The 16,855-nt window shown below is 34.1% G+C and carries 12 protein-coding genes; 5 read left to right on the plus strand and 7 right to left on the minus strand.

Annotated features, from left to right (window positions below; translation table 11 throughout):
• Positions 1 to 5 precede the first annotated feature (5 nt).
• Both FLAPXU55_RS04500 and FLAPXU55_RS04505 read left to right on the plus strand, forming a co-directional pair.
• Complete coding sequence (locus FLAPXU55_RS04500; protein WP_180856758.1) at positions 6 to 497, plus strand: low affinity iron permease family protein; 492 nt, start codon at positions 6 to 8, stop codon at positions 495 to 497.
• On the plus strand, positions 494 to 1,693 hold the full coding sequence (locus FLAPXU55_RS04505; RefSeq protein WP_180856759.1) for an NAD(P)/FAD-dependent oxidoreductase: 1,200 nt from the start codon (positions 494 to 496) through the stop codon (positions 1,691 to 1,693). The genes FLAPXU55_RS04500 and FLAPXU55_RS04505 overlap by 4 nt, the downstream gene beginning before the upstream one ends.
• Positions 1,694 to 1,780: 87 nt before the next feature.
• Here the strand turns inward: FLAPXU55_RS04505 and FLAPXU55_RS04510 are convergent, their stop codons facing one another.
• Together FLAPXU55_RS04510 and FLAPXU55_RS04515 are read right to left on the minus strand one after the other, a co-directional pair.
• A complete protein-coding gene (locus tag FLAPXU55_RS04510) occupies positions 1,781 to 2,731 on the minus strand; it encodes a bifunctional helix-turn-helix transcriptional regulator/GNAT family N-acetyltransferase (RefSeq protein WP_180856760.1) in 951 nt (316 codons plus the stop codon).
• 415 nt (positions 2,732 to 3,146) lie between these two features.
• Positions 3,147 to 4,163 carry a helix-turn-helix domain-containing protein gene (locus FLAPXU55_RS04515; RefSeq protein ID WP_053474435.1) on the minus strand — a complete coding sequence of 339 codons (1,017 nt, stop codon included), beginning with the start codon at positions 4,161 to 4,163 and terminating at the stop codon, positions 3,147 to 3,149.
• Positions 4,164 to 4,345: 182 nt separating this feature from the next.
• Here FLAPXU55_RS04515 and FLAPXU55_RS04520 point away from each other — a divergent pair, with 182 nt between their 5' ends.
• Positions 4,346 to 4,831 carry a DNA-deoxyinosine glycosylase gene (locus FLAPXU55_RS04520; protein ID WP_180856761.1) on the plus strand — a complete coding sequence of 162 codons (486 nt, stop codon included), beginning with the start codon at positions 4,346 to 4,348 and terminating at the stop codon, positions 4,829 to 4,831.
• 280 nt (positions 4,832 to 5,111) lie between these two features.
• On the plus strand, positions 5,112 to 5,546 hold the full coding sequence (locus FLAPXU55_RS04525) for a DUF6526 family protein (RefSeq protein WP_053474433.1): 435 nt from the start codon (positions 5,112 to 5,114) through the stop codon (positions 5,544 to 5,546).
• A 176-nt stretch (positions 5,547 to 5,722) separates the two neighbouring features.
• Here the strand turns inward: FLAPXU55_RS04525 and FLAPXU55_RS04530 are convergent, their stop codons facing one another.
• Positions 5,723 to 6,898 carry a hypothetical protein gene (locus FLAPXU55_RS04530; RefSeq protein WP_180856762.1) on the minus strand — a complete coding sequence of 392 codons (1,176 nt, stop codon included), beginning with the start codon at positions 6,896 to 6,898 and terminating at the stop codon, positions 5,723 to 5,725.
• A 235-nt stretch (positions 6,899 to 7,133) separates the two neighbouring features.
• Between FLAPXU55_RS04530 and FLAPXU55_RS04535 the strand changes: the two genes are divergently transcribed.
• Entirely contained in the window at positions 7,134 to 8,048 is a 915-nt protein-coding gene (locus FLAPXU55_RS04535) for a hypothetical protein (protein WP_180856763.1), read from the plus strand.
• A 579-nt stretch (positions 8,049 to 8,627) separates the two neighbouring features.
• Here FLAPXU55_RS04535 and FLAPXU55_RS04540 read toward each other — a convergent pair.
• From FLAPXU55_RS04540 to FLAPXU55_RS04555, 4 genes are all read right to left on the minus strand, one after another.
• Positions 8,628 to 10,652, minus strand: coding sequence for a glycoside hydrolase family 97 protein (locus FLAPXU55_RS04540; RefSeq protein ID WP_180856764.1), 2,025 nt, complete (start codon positions 10,650 to 10,652; stop codon positions 8,628 to 8,630).
• Positions 10,653 to 10,677: 25 nt separating this feature from the next.
• Positions 10,678 to 11,922, minus strand: a complete 1,245-nt coding sequence (locus FLAPXU55_RS04545; RefSeq protein ID WP_180856765.1) for a glycoside hydrolase family 71/99-like protein — start codon at positions 11,920 to 11,922, stop codon at positions 10,678 to 10,680.
• Between the two features lie 296 nt (positions 11,923 to 12,218).
• A complete protein-coding gene (locus FLAPXU55_RS04550; RefSeq protein WP_180856766.1) occupies positions 12,219 to 13,733 on the minus strand; it encodes a RagB/SusD family nutrient uptake outer membrane protein in 1,515 nt (504 codons plus the stop codon).
• Between the two features lie 24 nt (positions 13,734 to 13,757).
• Entirely contained in the window at positions 13,758 to 16,757 is a 3,000-nt protein-coding gene (locus tag FLAPXU55_RS04555) for a SusC/RagA family TonB-linked outer membrane protein (RefSeq protein ID WP_180856767.1), read from the minus strand.
• Positions 16,758 to 16,855: the final 98 nt, after the last annotated feature.

The following is a 16,855-nucleotide window of genomic DNA, read 5'->3' on the forward strand; positions in this document are numbered from 1 at the left end:
AGGCAATGAAAAAGAAAAAACAAAATGGCGGAAGCACATTTGAAAAATTTGCATCAAAAACGTCTAAAGCTGCCGGAAGCACAACAGCTTTTATAAGTGCTTTTGTTATTGTATTAGCATGGGCAGTTTCGGGACCTATTTTTGATTATTCTGAAACATGGCAGCTGGTTATTAATACCGGAACAACAATCATAACCTTTTTGATGGTTTTTTTAATTCAAAAAGCACAAAACAAAGATTCGCTGGCAATTCAGTTAAAACTAAACGAACTCGTGGCTTCAAATGAACATTCAAGCAATAGTCTGGTTGATATTGAAAATATGACAGAAGAAGAAATGATTATTGTCCAGAAGTTTTATCGCCACCTGGCTGAACTTGCAAAGAAAGACGAAAGCATCCGAACTTCTCATTCGCTGACCGAAGCGCATTCTCAGCATGAGTACAAAGATAAAAACAGAACTAAACATCGTGCTTCACGAAATACGACTAAGAAATGAAATTACGCTCTACAGAAACCTTTTGGCCTCTTATAAGTGCCATGAATACCAGTTATCCTTCCATTGATTCTGATATTAAAACTGAGATTTTGATTGTTGGCGGAGGAATAACAGGGGCTTTAATGGCTTATAAATTAATTACCGCAGGAAAAAAAATAGTATTAGTTGACCGCCGCGACGTAGCAAATGGAAGCACGGCCGCCAGTACCGCTTTGCTTCAATATGAAATTGATGTTCCGTTACACGAACTGATTAAACTACGAGGCGAAAAATGTGCCGTAGACAGTTACAGAAATGGTAAGAAAGCTATTTTTGATTTGCGAAATATAATTGATACCGTAGAAAGTGACTGCGGGTTTGAGTTCAAAAAAAGTATTTATTTTACATCCTATAAAAAAGATATCCCGTTTTTAAAGAACGAGTTTAAAGCCCGAAAACAGCGCGATTTTGATGTAACCTGGCTCAATAAATATGAGCTCGAAAAAATGGGTTTAAACGCCATTGCAGCAATCGAATCTAAAACTGCCGCAGTTATGGATCCGTTTAAACTGGCAAACGATTTATTGTCTTACTGCCATCAAAACGGAATGCAGATTTTTGACAGAACGAATATTACTTCTGTCCAGACTACAAAAGGGAAATGCATTGCCCACACCGAAAATAAATGTACGATAACTGCAGATCATGTTGTGTATTGCAGCGGTTATGAAAGCACTGAAACTATTGAAGAAAAAATCGTTGATTTAAAAAGCACATATGCGCTGGCTTCTGAAATCGTTCCTGAATTACCTACAATTTTAAAAAATGCGGTTATTTGGGATACTTCTTCTCCGTATTATTATTATCGCGCCACCGCAGACAACCGAATTATTATGGGCGGCGGTGATGAAGAATTCAGAGATGCCAGAAAACGTGATAAACTGATTCCCAAAAAAGAAGCTTCTTTAATGCGTCAGTTTAAAAGACGATTCCCGAATGTACAATTCAAATTAGATTATTCCTGGGCGGGAACTTTTGGCGAAACTAAAGATGGCCTTCCCTATTTTGGAAAACCAGACCCGAAAAAAAATATTCATTACGTTTTAGGTTTCGGAGGCAACGGAATCACTTTCAGCGTAATCGGAATGAACTCAATTGTTGATTCTATAAAAAATAAAAAAAATCCGGATTTAGATTTTTATAGGTTTGGACGCTGAAAAAGTTTCTAAGATGCTAAGATGCTGTGTTTTTTCTTAGCATCTAAAAACTTAGAATCTCAGCATCTTAGAAACTTAGCAACTTTCTTAAACTTTAAGTTCCATTTGAATATTACATCTTTTATAAGGTGTTTCCAGACCAAAAACTTTCTCGAAACCTAATTTATAATATAAGTTTATGGCGGGTTTTAAGATCGTGTTGCTTTCCAGATAAATCTTTTTTGCTCCAAGTTCTTTTGCTTTTGCAACAATTGCCTGTCCTAATAACCAGCCGATATTTTTACCTTGTGCTTTTGGTGAAACGGCCATTTTCGCCATTTCAAAATCGTATTCCGGATTGTTCATCTTGATAAGGGCGCAGACTCCTACGGGTTCGTTTTCATATAAAGCCACAAGAATTTTTCCGCCTTTGTTTAAAATATATTCTTCGGGATTATCCAGCGCTTTATAATCGGCTTCTTCCATTTCAAAATACGTTGAAATCCATTCTACATTTAAGGCTCTAAAGGCTTCCTGATATTCCGGTTTGTATTCTACGATTTTGACATCTTTGCTTTCGCGGATTTTTTTCTGATCGCTTACTCTTTTAAACATTGATTTTTGCTCTAATAGAAATTCCCATTCCTCAAGCGCGGCCCAAAGATTATGTTTAGATTCGGCAATTAAACCGTCTATCGCAACATCAATATCTTTTAATTGCTGCTGGATATTTTTCGCTAGCAAAATTCCTTTAGCAGTCAAAACGACATTGTTTTTTCGTTTATCATCTGTTTTCAAACTTTCCTGAACCAATCCCGCAGCTGTCATTTCCTGAATAATCTTGCTAACCGAAGGCTGCGAATGTCCAATTTCATTTGCAATTTCTGTAATCGTTAATTCTCTTTCTTCTGCCAGCGTATAAAACACAGGAAACCACTTCGGAACAAAATCTGCACCGTATAACTCATAAATTTTAGAAGCATCATCTGTTATAATCGCAGTCATTAATCGTAAACGACTTCCTAAAGCCGCTTTACCTACTTTGTTGAAAAATTCCATATTATAATTAATTATATAACCAGTTATGCAAATGTATAAAAAAAATCTTTTTGGCAAAAGATTTTTTTTTAGTTGCTAAGATTCTGAGATGCTAAGATTCTAAGTTTTTTTCTTAGTATTTGAAAACTTATAGTAACTGAACGCTGAGTAAAACATGGAAAACTTCGGAACTAAAAATCTTAGCATCTTAGAAACTTAGAATCTCAGCATCTCAAAAAAAAAAACTAAGATTCTAAGTTTGGAGCCTTTAAGTTAAACTTAAAACCTCAGCGACTCAGAATCTTAGCGTTTTGTATATATATCTTGCTTAATAGCTAACGACATTAATTTTTTTTAAGATGCTAAGCGACTAAGTTTCTTAGTTGCTAAGAAAAAAAACTTAGCACCTTAGTATCTTAGAACCTCAGCAACTTTATTAGGCTGTTACTGCCAACGGATTCAAATTAAACTTATACTCTTTTGGACTGCAGTTAAATTTTTGTTTGAAGATTTTAGAGAAATAACTTCTGCTTGTAAAACCAATGCAGTACACAATTTCAGAAATATTTAAGTCTGATGTTCTTATTAGGATTTCGGCTTTTAGAACTCGCATGTGCGTGATATAATCGTTTACGGTTCTGTTGTGAATCATTTTAAAACCTTCCTGAAGTTTATTTGGCGATAAACCTGATTTTTTACTTAATGATTTAATGGTAAAAGGTTCTTCCGGATTTGCTTTTATAGTTTCTGAAAGTTCTTTTATTTCTTCCATTTCTCTTAAAGTTAAGCAGTTTGCTTCTTTAGAAAATGAATTTAAGTCGTCTGTATGCTGTTGGATTTCCATTGCCAGAATGATTCTTAAAATACCTTCTTTCAATAAATTTCTAACTACTCCGGTTTGTGTTACGGCGTTTAACTGTTCGATTTTTTCACCAATTTTTAAATTGTATGAACCGGCATAAAAGAATTCTCCATTAAGGTTTTCTTCAAAAAATGTTTCCCTAACCATTTGGTTTAAAGAATTTGCCTGAGTTGATTGTGTTCCTACAATTATTAAAGTGAATTTTGTTTTTTTATCTTTTTCAAAAAGCAAAACATTATCCTGGTTTAATTTTGAAGTTACAATCGCTGTTTGAAAAGTTTTTAGTTTATGTTCTTCACCATGAACCCCAAAACTATGCGAAAGATTTCCCTTAGAACAATAAGCAAAATATAATGGTGATGAAATTCCGTTATTAATATTCAGTTTTAAATCAACTGAAAAAGTCATATCAAACTGAACATAAGAAATATTGTCATTAAATGAAGCACCGCTAATAGAGCCTTTTGCAAAATTATTATTTACTTCAAGTGTATATTCATCAACGTCAAAAGTTACTTTTCCGCCGAAGTTTTTATTCAACTCTTCAAATATGTCTTGAATTTTCTCTGTATGTATAGTAACTATTTTCATTTTGTTTCGATTTAAATTCTGTAATTTTAAATGATTCTTAAACCAACATATTCGTTTAAAAAAGCAGATGTTCAAAGTTCGCTCAATCACAAACCAAAAATGTTATATAATTTTCTACAATTGTTTTATAATTACTTATCTATATAAGTTTAACTCAAATAAAATATTTCTTAATTCAATCAATGAAAAGCTACTCCTTCTCTCCTATAAGTTCAAGTGATTCTAAAATTCTGATTTTAGGCACAATGCCCGGAACAAAATCGTTAGAACTCAATCAATATTACGGACACAATCAGAATAATTTCTGGAAGTTTTTGTTTTCTATTTTTAATGAGGATTTTTCGAATGATTATGAAACCAAAAAAGCGCTTTTGCTGAAAAACAAAATTGCGCTTTGGGATGTTTTGCAATATTGCGACCGCGTAGGAAGTTTAGACAGTGCTATAAAAAATGAAATTGCCAATGATTTTGAGACATTCCTGAAACAACATCCCAAAATAAATACGATATTATTTAACGGACAAAAAGCAGCAGCGTTCTTTAAAAAATATGTACACCTAAAAAAAGAATATATCTTAATTACACTTCCGTCCACAAGTCCGGCAAACGCCGGCAAATCATTTCAATCAAAATTAGAGGAATGGAAAGTTATTGAAGAAATTATTTAAAAAACATTAAATATTGGAATAATATAACTTTTGAACTTTAAAATATAACACGAAATTTCTCAACGTGCTATAATTTTACAATTAAGAAATCAAAGCCCCGGTTTAGAAGGATTGATGAAGAAGAGGCTTTTTAAAATTATAGATATTATTAAGACAAACTTTTTACAAGTTTAGATTATAAAGAGAACATTGGTTATGTTAGTTTATTTTTGAGAAAAAAGCTATTCTAAATTATTAGGGTAGCTTTCTTTTTTTTTACATTTAACATAAAATTCCAATTATGAAAATTCAAACTTACTACAATCATATTCGGTTTTACACTCCGCACCATTTTGTGTATTATCCTGTTTTAACGGTATTTCTTGTATTTAGTATTTACTTTGCTTCTACTACAAATGATACTCTTATTTGGTCTTTTATAAGCGTTGTTTTTGTGTTTTTATTTTTCCTTGCTTATATGCTTCGCCAGCATTATGCGCTTATTTTACAAAACCGAATTGTACGCTTAGAACTTCGTTATCGCTACTTTACATTAACGGGTAAAAGACTGGAAGAATTTGAACATAAATTAACGGATGATCAAATATTTGCGTTACGATTTGCTCCAGATGACGAATTTCTTCCGTTACTTGAGGATGCATTAAAAAATAACCTGACAGGTGACGCCATAAAAAAAGCTATCGTGCACTGGCGCGCAGATTATAATAGAGTTTAGGAAGGGATTTTAGATTCTCTCGATTAAACGATTTTTCGTTTCCTGCAAGGTTTTCAAAACCTTGTAGGTTTCTATATCATGTCAATTTACTTGGAACATTTATACCTACAAGGTTTTGAAAACCTTGCAGGAACGTCAATGAATTAAATTATTTTAAAAGCCTTATAACTTATAACTCATAACTTCTTACCTTTCATATAATTAAAAGGAATATAAAACAAAAACAGGCCTAACCAAACTATCGCAACTACAATAAAAAATATAGGCAAAATATTTGGGTGCAAATAATTTGGCTGGTATAAATAACGTTCTAAAGTCTGGAATTTTTCATTCAGGGCTTTTCTGTCAAAGTAATTTTCTATTCCTTCTAAACGTCTTTCCTGATTTTTAGCGTAATAAAAAACTTGAGACGTTAATTTTTGAGGAACAATATGTGTCTCGATATTATATTTTTTAAATAAAGTATCGAGTTTTTGAAACTGTTTTGTCAACGAATCTTGCTTGAATTTATACAACAAATTATATCGTTTTACAGCAGCTTCATATTGCTGCTTTTCAACTGATTTACCATTAACAGGCTTATAAAGCGATTTGTTTTCAATGAAAATACAAATATCTTTATCATATTCAGGACTGACTTCGGTTCCTTTAAATACGATTTCTGTGCTGTCTCCAATAACTGTTTGTTTGATTATCCTGTCTTTTACAATATTTACATCCAGTCCGACAAAATCGAAAATTGAATCTGCTTTTTTAGAAACTTTATTATAAGTTTCGGTTAAGACTTTTAGCGTATCAATACTGTAATAAGTCGTTACTGTACCAAATTGATCATGATAAATCAATTCTTGTTTTTCTTCTTTAATTACGGGATAAGGTTTTGGATATAAGATATTCTCGTAATTAAATAGTTTCTCTGAATAATAGGAGCTTGAATTATATAAAAACGGGTTTAAAACATTCAGTAATTGTTTGTCTTTGTTATAACTTTTCTCTGATAATTCTCCTTTCAGCTTTGCATTTTGTCCAAAACTAAAACTGATAAAAAAGGTTAAACTCACAAACGAAATCAGTAATAAGAAAAAACCAATCTTCAGGATTTTTCCAAAAGAATAATGTTGTCTTGCATGATTCTTCAATAAAAAAATAAGAAAGAAAAGCAAAAATAAACCGCTTATAAAAAAGTGGGAAATCGATACATCATCATAAAACTTAAATCGGTAAAACTCTGAATAAATATCAATTTTCTTAATTCCTTCAAAAGTAAAATAGCCATATAAAAAATAGGATAAATGAATTACTGCTAAAATGATAAAAGACTTAACGAGGTATTGCTTTAAAGCTTTGTTCATATCTTAAGGGTTATACTCAAATATAAGCAATCGCAATGGCAATGACAAGACTCAATCTTAATTTTTGGTCTGTACAAGGTGTTTAAATCTCCTTTATAAATAAGTATTATCTGATAACTATATTTTTACATACCTGAAAATCAAATAAATAAAATTCAAAAAAAATAATTTTAATGATTTTTTTTGTTAACTTTAATGATTGTAATCTCATTAATAAACCTAAAACCTCAATACCATGAAAAAATTAGTTTATTTTTTGATAATTCCTCTCTCCTTTTTTTCGGCAAATGCACAGACAACCGCCGAAATAACAGACGAAAATACTTTAACTACTGTAAAAAATAGTTCAGATGAATTTCAGAATTATGCTGCAGATGATCTTCCGTGGCATGGAAGGCGATTTAAAGCAACCGCTGGTGTATTTTTTCCCGTAAACAATACCGAAGTCGAAGTTAATGGAACAGGCGGAAGAATTGGAACTGATATTGATTTTGAAAAAGATTTAGGTTTTGAAACAAATACGGTTTCCTTTTTTGGCGCTTTTGAATGGCGCGCTTCCCGAAGATCCCGCTTTAATCTGGAGTACTTTTATTTAAAAAGAAATTCGGAAAAAACACTTCAAAAAGAAATTGAATTTCAGGACCATACTTATCCGGTTGACGCAAGAGTTTCTGCTTTTTTAGACAATCAAATGATTCGATTTGCTTATGGATATGCCATAATATCTAAACCAAAATACGAACTTGGTTTATTGATTGGTGCGCACGTAATGCTAGCTGATGTTGGAATAGGACTTGTAGGAAATACGATAGAGGCATCATACAGAGATAATGTTGATTTCACCGCTCCTTTACCTGATGTTGGAATCTGGGGTGAATTTGTACTTGGAAAAAAAGTGGGTTTATATGCGAATATAAATTATTTTGCTCTTAAAATAAATGATATCGACGGCCGAATTATCAGTTATAATTTATCGGTTTTATATAACGTTTATAAAAATTTCAGTCTTACGGCAGGTTATACGGGTTTAAATTTCAGGCTCGACGTAACTAAACCAAGAATTGATGGTTTCTTTAAATGGGGTTATAATGGGCCAACTTTAGCTGCAACGTACAGCTTTGGAAACCATGTTAAGTTTTATAAACATTGAGTTTTTGTTTCAGGTTTTGATCTATGCGGGTAATTTTTTAACGCAAAGAACGCAAAGATTTTTACGCAAAGAGCGCTAAGTTTTTTTAATAAGGTAGGTTTTTATAAAACCAAAGTTCGCAAAGCTTTGTGTTGATATAGCTTTGCGAACTTTGGGCATTCTAAACGCAATCTATATCAAAAAAGCTTAGCGTCCTTTGCGTTAAAAAATTATGCGTTAAAATAAGCAATCCAATCAACACAAAGCTTTGCCAACTTTGGGCATTCTAAACACAATCTACATCAAAAAACCTTTGCGCACTTTGCGTTAAAAATTATGCGTTAAACAAACAAATCCAATCAACACAAAGCTTTGCGAACTTTACGCATTGTAAATGCTATCTATATCAAAAAAACTTAGCGTCCTTTGCGTAAAAATCTTTGCGCACTTTGCGTTAAAAAATTATGCATTTAAAAAAAAACCGCAATACATTTAAATGAACTTATATAACTTATATGGTTTAAAAAAAACAAACCCGACATCTTTTGCAAGATATCGGGTTCATCCACTCAAACTTAACTCAAAATAATCTAAACTTTCTTATTTCTCGATTGGAGTGAATTTTATAGCTGTTCCTCCGCCAGCTGCCAATTTGATATTTAAAACGGTTTGGTTATTTACCTTTTGTTTTGAAATTTTAACCGGATAAGGATTTGTTTTATAGTTTGCTCCTGCTCCATCGGCATAAATTTCTGCTTCGTATTCTTTTCCTTTGTCTAAGAAAGATAATGTTACTTTAAGATCTCTGGCATCTTTGTTTGTAATAGAACCTAAATACCAGTTTTTCTCGTCCCAGTCTTTACGAACAATTGTGGTGTATTCTCCAATTTTAGAATCTAAAACTTTTGTATCCGACCATGTACACGGAACATCTTTTATAAACTGAAATTCTGGTTTATCAACATAATTCTCCGGTAAATCTGAAGCCATTTGCAGCGGACTGAAAATAATCACATACAATGCCAGTTGATTTGCCAAAGTTGTTTGCACTCTTGCGCCTGAAGGAGTTTTATAATCAAAATTGAAATTCCCCGGTGTGTAATCAAACGGACCAGAAAGCATTCTTGTAAACGGCAATGTTGTTAAATGCTGAGGCGTATTTCCGCCGTCTACAGACCAAGCGTTATATTCCTGACCTCTTCCACCCTCTTGTGACATAAAGTTTGGATACGTACGCTGAATTCCGGTTCCTTTTATCGGTTCGTGATTGTCAATCATTATGTGATATTTGGCTGCTGTTTCGATTACTTTTCTGTAATGACGAGATGCGTACTGGCTGTCGTGCCATTCTTTTTTATCCAAATATTTATTTACATAACCCGTTTTAACTGAGTTCACACCCATTTTTTGATACAATTTAAAGGCATCTTCAAGCTGGCCTTCATAATGTTTAGAAGCACCAGCTGTTTCATGATGACCTATTAATCGAACATTTTTTATGGCAGCATATTTTGTAATTTCTTCCAGATTAAAATCCGGATACGCTTTTACAAAACTAAAGGCGCTGCCATCGGCAGTCCAGTCGCCGTCCCAGCCCTCGTTCCAGCCTTCTACCAGAACGCCGTCAAAATTGTTTTTCGCAGCAAAATCAATGTATTCTTTTGTATTTTTTGTTGTAGCACCGTGTTTTGGTCCTTGTCCCCAAGTGAATTTCTCCAAATGCATTCCCCACCAAATTCCAATGTATTTAGAAGGCGTAATCCACGAAAGATCTTCAATTTTTGAAGGTTCGTTCAAATTCAGCATAATAGTCGAAGTCGCAACATCTCCCGGAGTTTCACCCACAACAACCGTTCTCCAAGGTGTTTTAAAAGGTGTTTCAGCATACACTTTTACACCATCTGCCCAAGGCACTAAATCACTTTTGTATTGTTTATCACTTGTTTTTAAAAGTGTCATCGAAGCAAAATCAGTTAAGTTGGCTTCGTGAATCGCCACATATAAATTCTCTTTTGTTTCAAAAGTTGCCGGAGTATTTATTGTATCTGTTTTACTGATAGCAGTTTTACGGTATTCACTTTCATAATAACTGTTTTCGCGGTGCACCGGAATCCACCAAACATCATTATTTGATTTAAAGGTAAATTGTGTGATTTCGTTTGAAATTTTCACTTTTCCTAAATTAGGCTGTTTTGGAAATTCATATCTAAATCCTACACCATCATCAAATACTCTGAAAATAATATCAACTAAGCGCTCTTCTCCTTTTGATTCTTTTAAGTGAACAATCAATTCGTTATGGTGATCGCGAACTTTTTTGAATTCTCCCCAAGGCTGTTCCCATGTTTGATCGACAGATTTTTCTTCAGTCGAAACCACTTCAAAACCTTCAGTCATTTTTTGAATTCCCTGAAATTCAAATCCCATTAACGAAGGTTCTATAACTGATTTTCCGTTTGAAGTAAAACTGTATTGAGGCTGACCTGAAACAGTTAATTCAAAAACTAATTCGGTCACTTTTCCCGGCGAATTAATTTTGTATGTTTTTTTAGTACCAGCACTGCAGGCGTAAATTAATATTGACGCTAAAGCAATTATACAGTATCTATATCTTATGTTTTTCATTATTTAATTGTATTAATTACAACTCTTATTTTATTTCGTTTATTAACTGTTTTGCTTTTGCGGGCTGCATGGAAACAAAAAAATTAAAAGCCTGATCCAGTTTATTCTGAGCATCTGCATTGCCTTTCTTTTCTACTCGCAGGTTGTACATTTTGCTTATATCCGGAAATACAGATTCGGTATTTTTAACTCCGGCAAATGCTTTTACTTTTTCGATGTACGAGTAACCAAATTCAACTGTTGGTTCAAACATGGTTCCTTCTCCAAAGTCATTCCACGTAATTAACTGCAGGTAATTTAAATTGGCATTTTTAGCCATAGAAAGTGTTTCGTCTAGCGTTGCGCCATTGTTATGTTCAATTGTCCATCCAATTGCTACACCGCCTCCGCCATCGGCATAAAAATCTTTAAAACCAGGATAAGCACTTCCAATTGCTACAGAAAGTTTTGGTTTTGTATTGGTATAAAAATTTGTTAGATATGTACTGTTTTTATAAACCCACGCATATTCTCCAGATGCATTTGCTCCGGCTTCTACAGATTGATCCCAAAGGGTTAAAAAAGTTGGTTTTGTCGTTATGCTATTGAAAACGTTTGTCCATTCGGCAGGCGTTTGCAATACAATTGGCCCAAAATTTAATAACAATGGTTTTCCGTTTACTTTGATGTAGTTTGCATCATCAAAATAATTTTTCTCCATATAAGCTAAATCTGTTTTTGCTGCACTGGTTACAGAAATTGCTTTTCCGGCATTGACAACGTTTGTTGTAACTCTGTCTTCATAAACAATGGCATATTCCAAGCCCACTTTATCGAGCATGGCAATAAGCTGTTCTGTGTTTTCTTTTACCATTCTGTAATCATTGACATCGTAAGTTCCGTACCAGTCGATCAAAACACCATCAATTCCTGAATATTTCATCAATAATAAATGATTTTCAATCACATTTTTATCTCCCGAATGATATGGACCAATAAGAGGATAATAGTAAGAGGCAATTTCCCTGCGGTTGTTTGCGCCTATAGTATTCGGATTTTTGTTTGCCATTGTCCAGTGGTATCCCCATTTTTTATCGGCACTGCTTTCATTGGTTTCAAACCATGGCATATAGTGCACATAAATTTTGGTGCTGTTTGTTTTTTCAACTGCAACGGGTTTAAGCACTTCTGGTTTTACTGGTTCTTCGGGGCTTTTGTCATCGCTGCTGCATCCGGAAACGATTACAATGTTCAGTATCCCAAAAAACAATAATGTGATATATCTTTTCATATTGATTTAATTTTTATTTTTTGCCACAGATTAAAAGGATTAAAATGATTAAAATGATTTTTTTTTATTGTATTTTATTTGCTCACTATCTGATTAAATTTCAAGCAGATTTTAATAGATTTAAGCAGATTGTGCAGATTTATTATACTTTAAAATTAGATCTGCTTTAATCTGCAAAATCTGCGTGAAACATTTTTTTAAATCTTTTTAATCCTTTTAATCTGTGGCAAAAATTATTTTTATAAACATGTCAGCCTTCCACGACTAACCAACATGGAAGACTGACATTTTTGAACCTAATTCAAAGGATACCCAGGATTTTGTTTCAGGTTTTTGTTTGTTGTTAAAACGGTACTTGGAATAGGGAAGATTGCTTTGTAAGCTTCTGTTGTTCCTTTTTCCCACCATGGCAGGAAGAAAGTTCCAAAACGAATGTTGTCTGTTCTTCTTCTTCCTTCAAAAGTAAATTCCTTAAGCAATTCTTTATCTATAAAGTTAAGATCGATTGTTGCCGGCATTTCTTCTCCTGCACGTGCTGTAACTTGTTGTACAAATGGTTTTGCTAAATCTGCAGATCCTAAACGAACGTAACATTCTGCCTGCATCATTAAAATTTCGGCATAACGAATTACTACTAAATCGTGATCACGTTCCCAAGTTTCTCCGGCTTTCATTTCGTATTTTCCTAAACGAACACCTTCATTTTCTTTTGCATCGGCAACACTTGTAACTGTTTCTGTATAGGTTAATGGTTCTCCATTATCCATTGTAATTACAGTTCCTGTTGCTAAGTTGATTTGATCTCCGGCAACCATACATTTTTTTCTTTTGTCTGTATCGGCAAATTCAGAATAAACTCCCGGCTGCGCGCACATTCCGTTTGCACTCCAAGGATAATCCCCTACTGGAGAAATTGTCAATTTATGAAGGTAATGACAAGACATTGAACTCATGTAATTTCCAACTGTTCCTGCTTTTGAATCGTAAGGAATTGCGAAAATAATTTCAGGAGATTTCTCGTTTTGAGTTGCAAAATTGGCAAAGAAATCAGGAGCTAATGTGTAACCTGAAATTTTCTGGCACATGTCGATACAATCCTGCCAGCGCTCTGTTCCTATAAAAGCTTTTGAGTTCAAATATAATCTTGCTAAAAGAGCATAAGCCACATTTTTTGTCATTTTTGAATACACTACATTTCCAGTTAAATGCGGAATGGCGTCTGTTAATTCTTTTTCAACAAAATCGTAAACTTGTTTTCTTGTAGAATTTGTTGGAAGTGCTGTATCTGCAAAATCTACAACAATTGGCACATTTCCGAATAAGTCTAAAAGATTGTAATAGTAATACGCTCTTAACGCTTTTAATTCAGCATAAATTGGTGCTTTTGCATTAGCTGTCAATGACGATTTATCGATTTGATAAATGATGGAATTGATTTTTGCAATTCCGGTATAGTTGTAACGCCAAGCCGAAAGAATCATACGGTTGTCTGCTTTCCAGGTATGTTTTTGTGCATCCTGATATTGTCCGCCATCGTACCAGTTTGTTCCTCTGGTAGGAATTGTAGCTTCATCAGAAACCGTTTCGTTCAAAAAGAATACGTATTCGCAGGTTGGGTAATTGTTTGAAATTCCATCTGCAAAACCTCTTAACGAAGAATACGCCCCGCCCACTAATGCATCAATTTCTTTTGGAGTATTTCCAAAATTTCCATCTTCTACTCTATCATATAATTGTTCATCCAGATCGGTACATGATGATATCGTAAAAAGCATGCTTACTAATATTGCTGCTGTTATTTTGATTTTCATTTTTTATATTTTTGAGTTAATCGCTTAGTTATTCAGCGTGAAATTTAATCCTACAGAAATTGTAGTCGGTCTTGGATAATTGTTGTACTTATCGATACCAGGCGCTGCTAATCCTGTTTGGTCAACACCATCCTGTGCATTTAAACCAATCTCCGGATCTACTCCTTTGTATTTTGTAAATACAGCAAGGTTTTCTCCCATGATGTACATTCTCAATTTTGAATTTTTGAAGCCTAATGGCATTGTGTATCCAACAGAAAGTGTTTGTAATCTAAAGAAAGAAGCATCTTCGATCCAGTAATCTGAATATTTAGGAGAAGAAGTGATTCCGCTTCCTAAGAAATCATCCGGTACATTGTAAGATGGTAATCTTGTTGGATCGTTCAACATCATGTTTGTAGCATTCAACGCTTTTTGTCCAAACATTCCGTAACCTGTAATACCAAGATCAAAATTTCCGTAAGTAAAATTCATTCCGATACCCATAGTCAAATCTGGCTGAATATTTCCTAAATCTGTTTTGTCAGCGTCAACTAAAGCACTTTCTGCCACAACATTTCCTGCTGCATTGTAGTACTGAATTTTTCCGTTTTCATCAAGACCAGCATTTCTGAATCCCCAGAAAGTTCCCACCGGATATCCTTCTGCAATAACCTGAGAATATTGACCAGACATACCTGCTAAACCGTGTAATGAACCGCTGTAAATAACATCTGTTTTATAGGTTGGGTTTGATAATTTTTCGATTTTTTGGATGTTGTGTCCAAGTGTTAAATTAGCATTCCAAGTGAATTTATCTCCTCTTACGATATCAGCATTCAAAGTAAGTTCAACTCCTTTGTTAGACATTTCACCCACGTTTGCTAACATTGTTCCTACTAAATATGGAGGCTGAGGAACTTCATAAGTATACAATAAATCGTCTGTGTTTTTTTGGTACCATTCAAATGAACCTGTGATTCTGTCAAAAAGACCAAAATCAATACCCACGTTGATTTGTCTTGTAGATTCCCATTTCAAATCAGGATTTGGGTTTTGTTTTGGAGAATAAGCTAAACTCCAGGTTCCTGTAACCGGATCGTAGTAACTATCGTTTCCAACACCTAAAATAGAAAGTGATTTGTATTCACCAATTCCGTCCTGATTACCTGTAACTCCATAACCAACTCTTAATTTTAAAGATCCTAACCAGTCTTTTGTACCGCTCATAAAATCTTCGTTAGAAATTTTCCACGCTGCAGATGCAGATGGGAAAGTTCCCCATTTATTGTTTTCTCCAAAACGGCTTGAACCATCACGTCTTACAGTTGCAGTAAGCAAATATTTTCCGTCATAGTTGTAGTTTGCACGAGCGTAGAAAGAAACTAAATTTGATTTTCCTTTATAAGAATAAACATCTCCTAAACGATAGTTGTAACCTGCTCCTAAGTTATTGTAGCCAAAAGCATCACTCACGAAACCGCTTCTTTGTGCTCCAAAACCTTGGTAAATATTTTCTAAATAAGAATAACCTGCCAATGCACTAACGCTATGTTTTCCAAATACTTTAGAATAATTCACATAAAGTTCGCCTTGTGCATTTGTATATTCTGCGTAAGTTCTTTGCGCGTAACCAGCTTCAGTTCTTCCTTCCATAATAGCGTAAGTTGGTTTGTAAGTTCCACCCGCTACTGCATTGTGCTCTAACGAAATATTAGCAACTGCCTGAAAATCGTTTAAGAATTTAACTTCTGTTTTAAAGTATCCTAAAAGTCTGTGTCTTTCATTATCAACTGTTCTGTTAGTTAAAATCTCAACAGGGTTTTCGTAGATATTTCCTCCTACAGATGTAAAGTTTCCATTTGCATCATAAACCGGAATTGTTGGGTTTAAGTTGTAAGCGCGCTCAAAAATTCTGTAATCAATTGGATGCCATTTATCAATATTAGCAAATAAACCCATATCAAATTTTACATCTTTATTGTCTCCAAGATATTGGTAAGCATTAACGTTTCCGCTGATTCTTTCTAAACCAGATTTTTTAATAACACCTTCGTTGTTTAAGTAAGCGATTGAAGCTCTAAAACCACTGTCAACTTTTCCAGAATTAATACTTAAAGTATGAGATTGTGAAATAGCTGTCTGCTCGATTGCTTTTTGCCAGTTTGTATTTCCACCGTAATCAACAGCATCCATGTTTCCGGTTTGACGAACATAACCTCTCCATTGGTTTGCAGATAAAAGGTCTAAATTATCAGCAACATAACCTACGCTTGATAAACCGCTGTATACTACAGAAACTCCTTTTGTTCCGGATTTTGTTGTAATAATGATAACTCCGTTTGCTCCTCTTGAACCATAAATGGCTGTCGCCGAAGCATCTTTAAGAACGTCAATCGATTTAATATCTGCAGGCTGAACCACGTTGATATCAACACCAGCAATTCCGTCAACTACAATAAGCGGACTGTTGCTTGCTGTTAATGAAGTTCCTCCACGTAAACGAAGTGTTGCACCCGCAGCAGGATCTCCCGAAGGACGAATGATATTTAATCCGGCAACTTTTCCTTGCAAAACTTGTTCTGTAGAAGAAATTGTTCCTTTTACTAAATTATCTGCCGTTACCGTTGAAATAGCTCCGGTTAAATCAGATTTCTTTTGTGTTCCGTATCCAACAGATACCACCTGAACTTCTGCTAATTGATAACCGTCGTTTTGTAAACGAACTTCTAATTTTGAAGAAGCTGCTGTTATCTGCACTTTTTGAGTAGTTGAACCGATGAAAGAAACTTCGATCGAACCTCCTACGGCTACCTCTAAGCTAAATTTTCCGTCAAAATCTGTTGTTGTTGCATTTCTTGTTCCGGTTTCGATAATCGAAGCTCCCGGCAACACAGTGCCTGTATTGTCATAAACGGTACCCGTTACCAGCTTTTTTCCCTGAGCAAACATTCCTGCCGAAAGAAAAAGCATGAAAATCATGAATACCAGCGATTTAGTAGTCCACATTTGATGCAGGACTATTCTTTTATTTTTACTATTCATATGTAGTTATTTATTGTTTTTCTATCAGTCATATGTAATTCGCATATCCATTATTTGTTCAACGACTAATTTTAGGATTATGCTCATTTCATTAGAAT

Source organism: Flavobacterium panici, assembly GCF_903819335.1.
Taxonomy (GTDB): domain Bacteria; phylum Bacteroidota; class Bacteroidia; order Flavobacteriales; family Flavobacteriaceae; genus Flavobacterium; species Flavobacterium panici.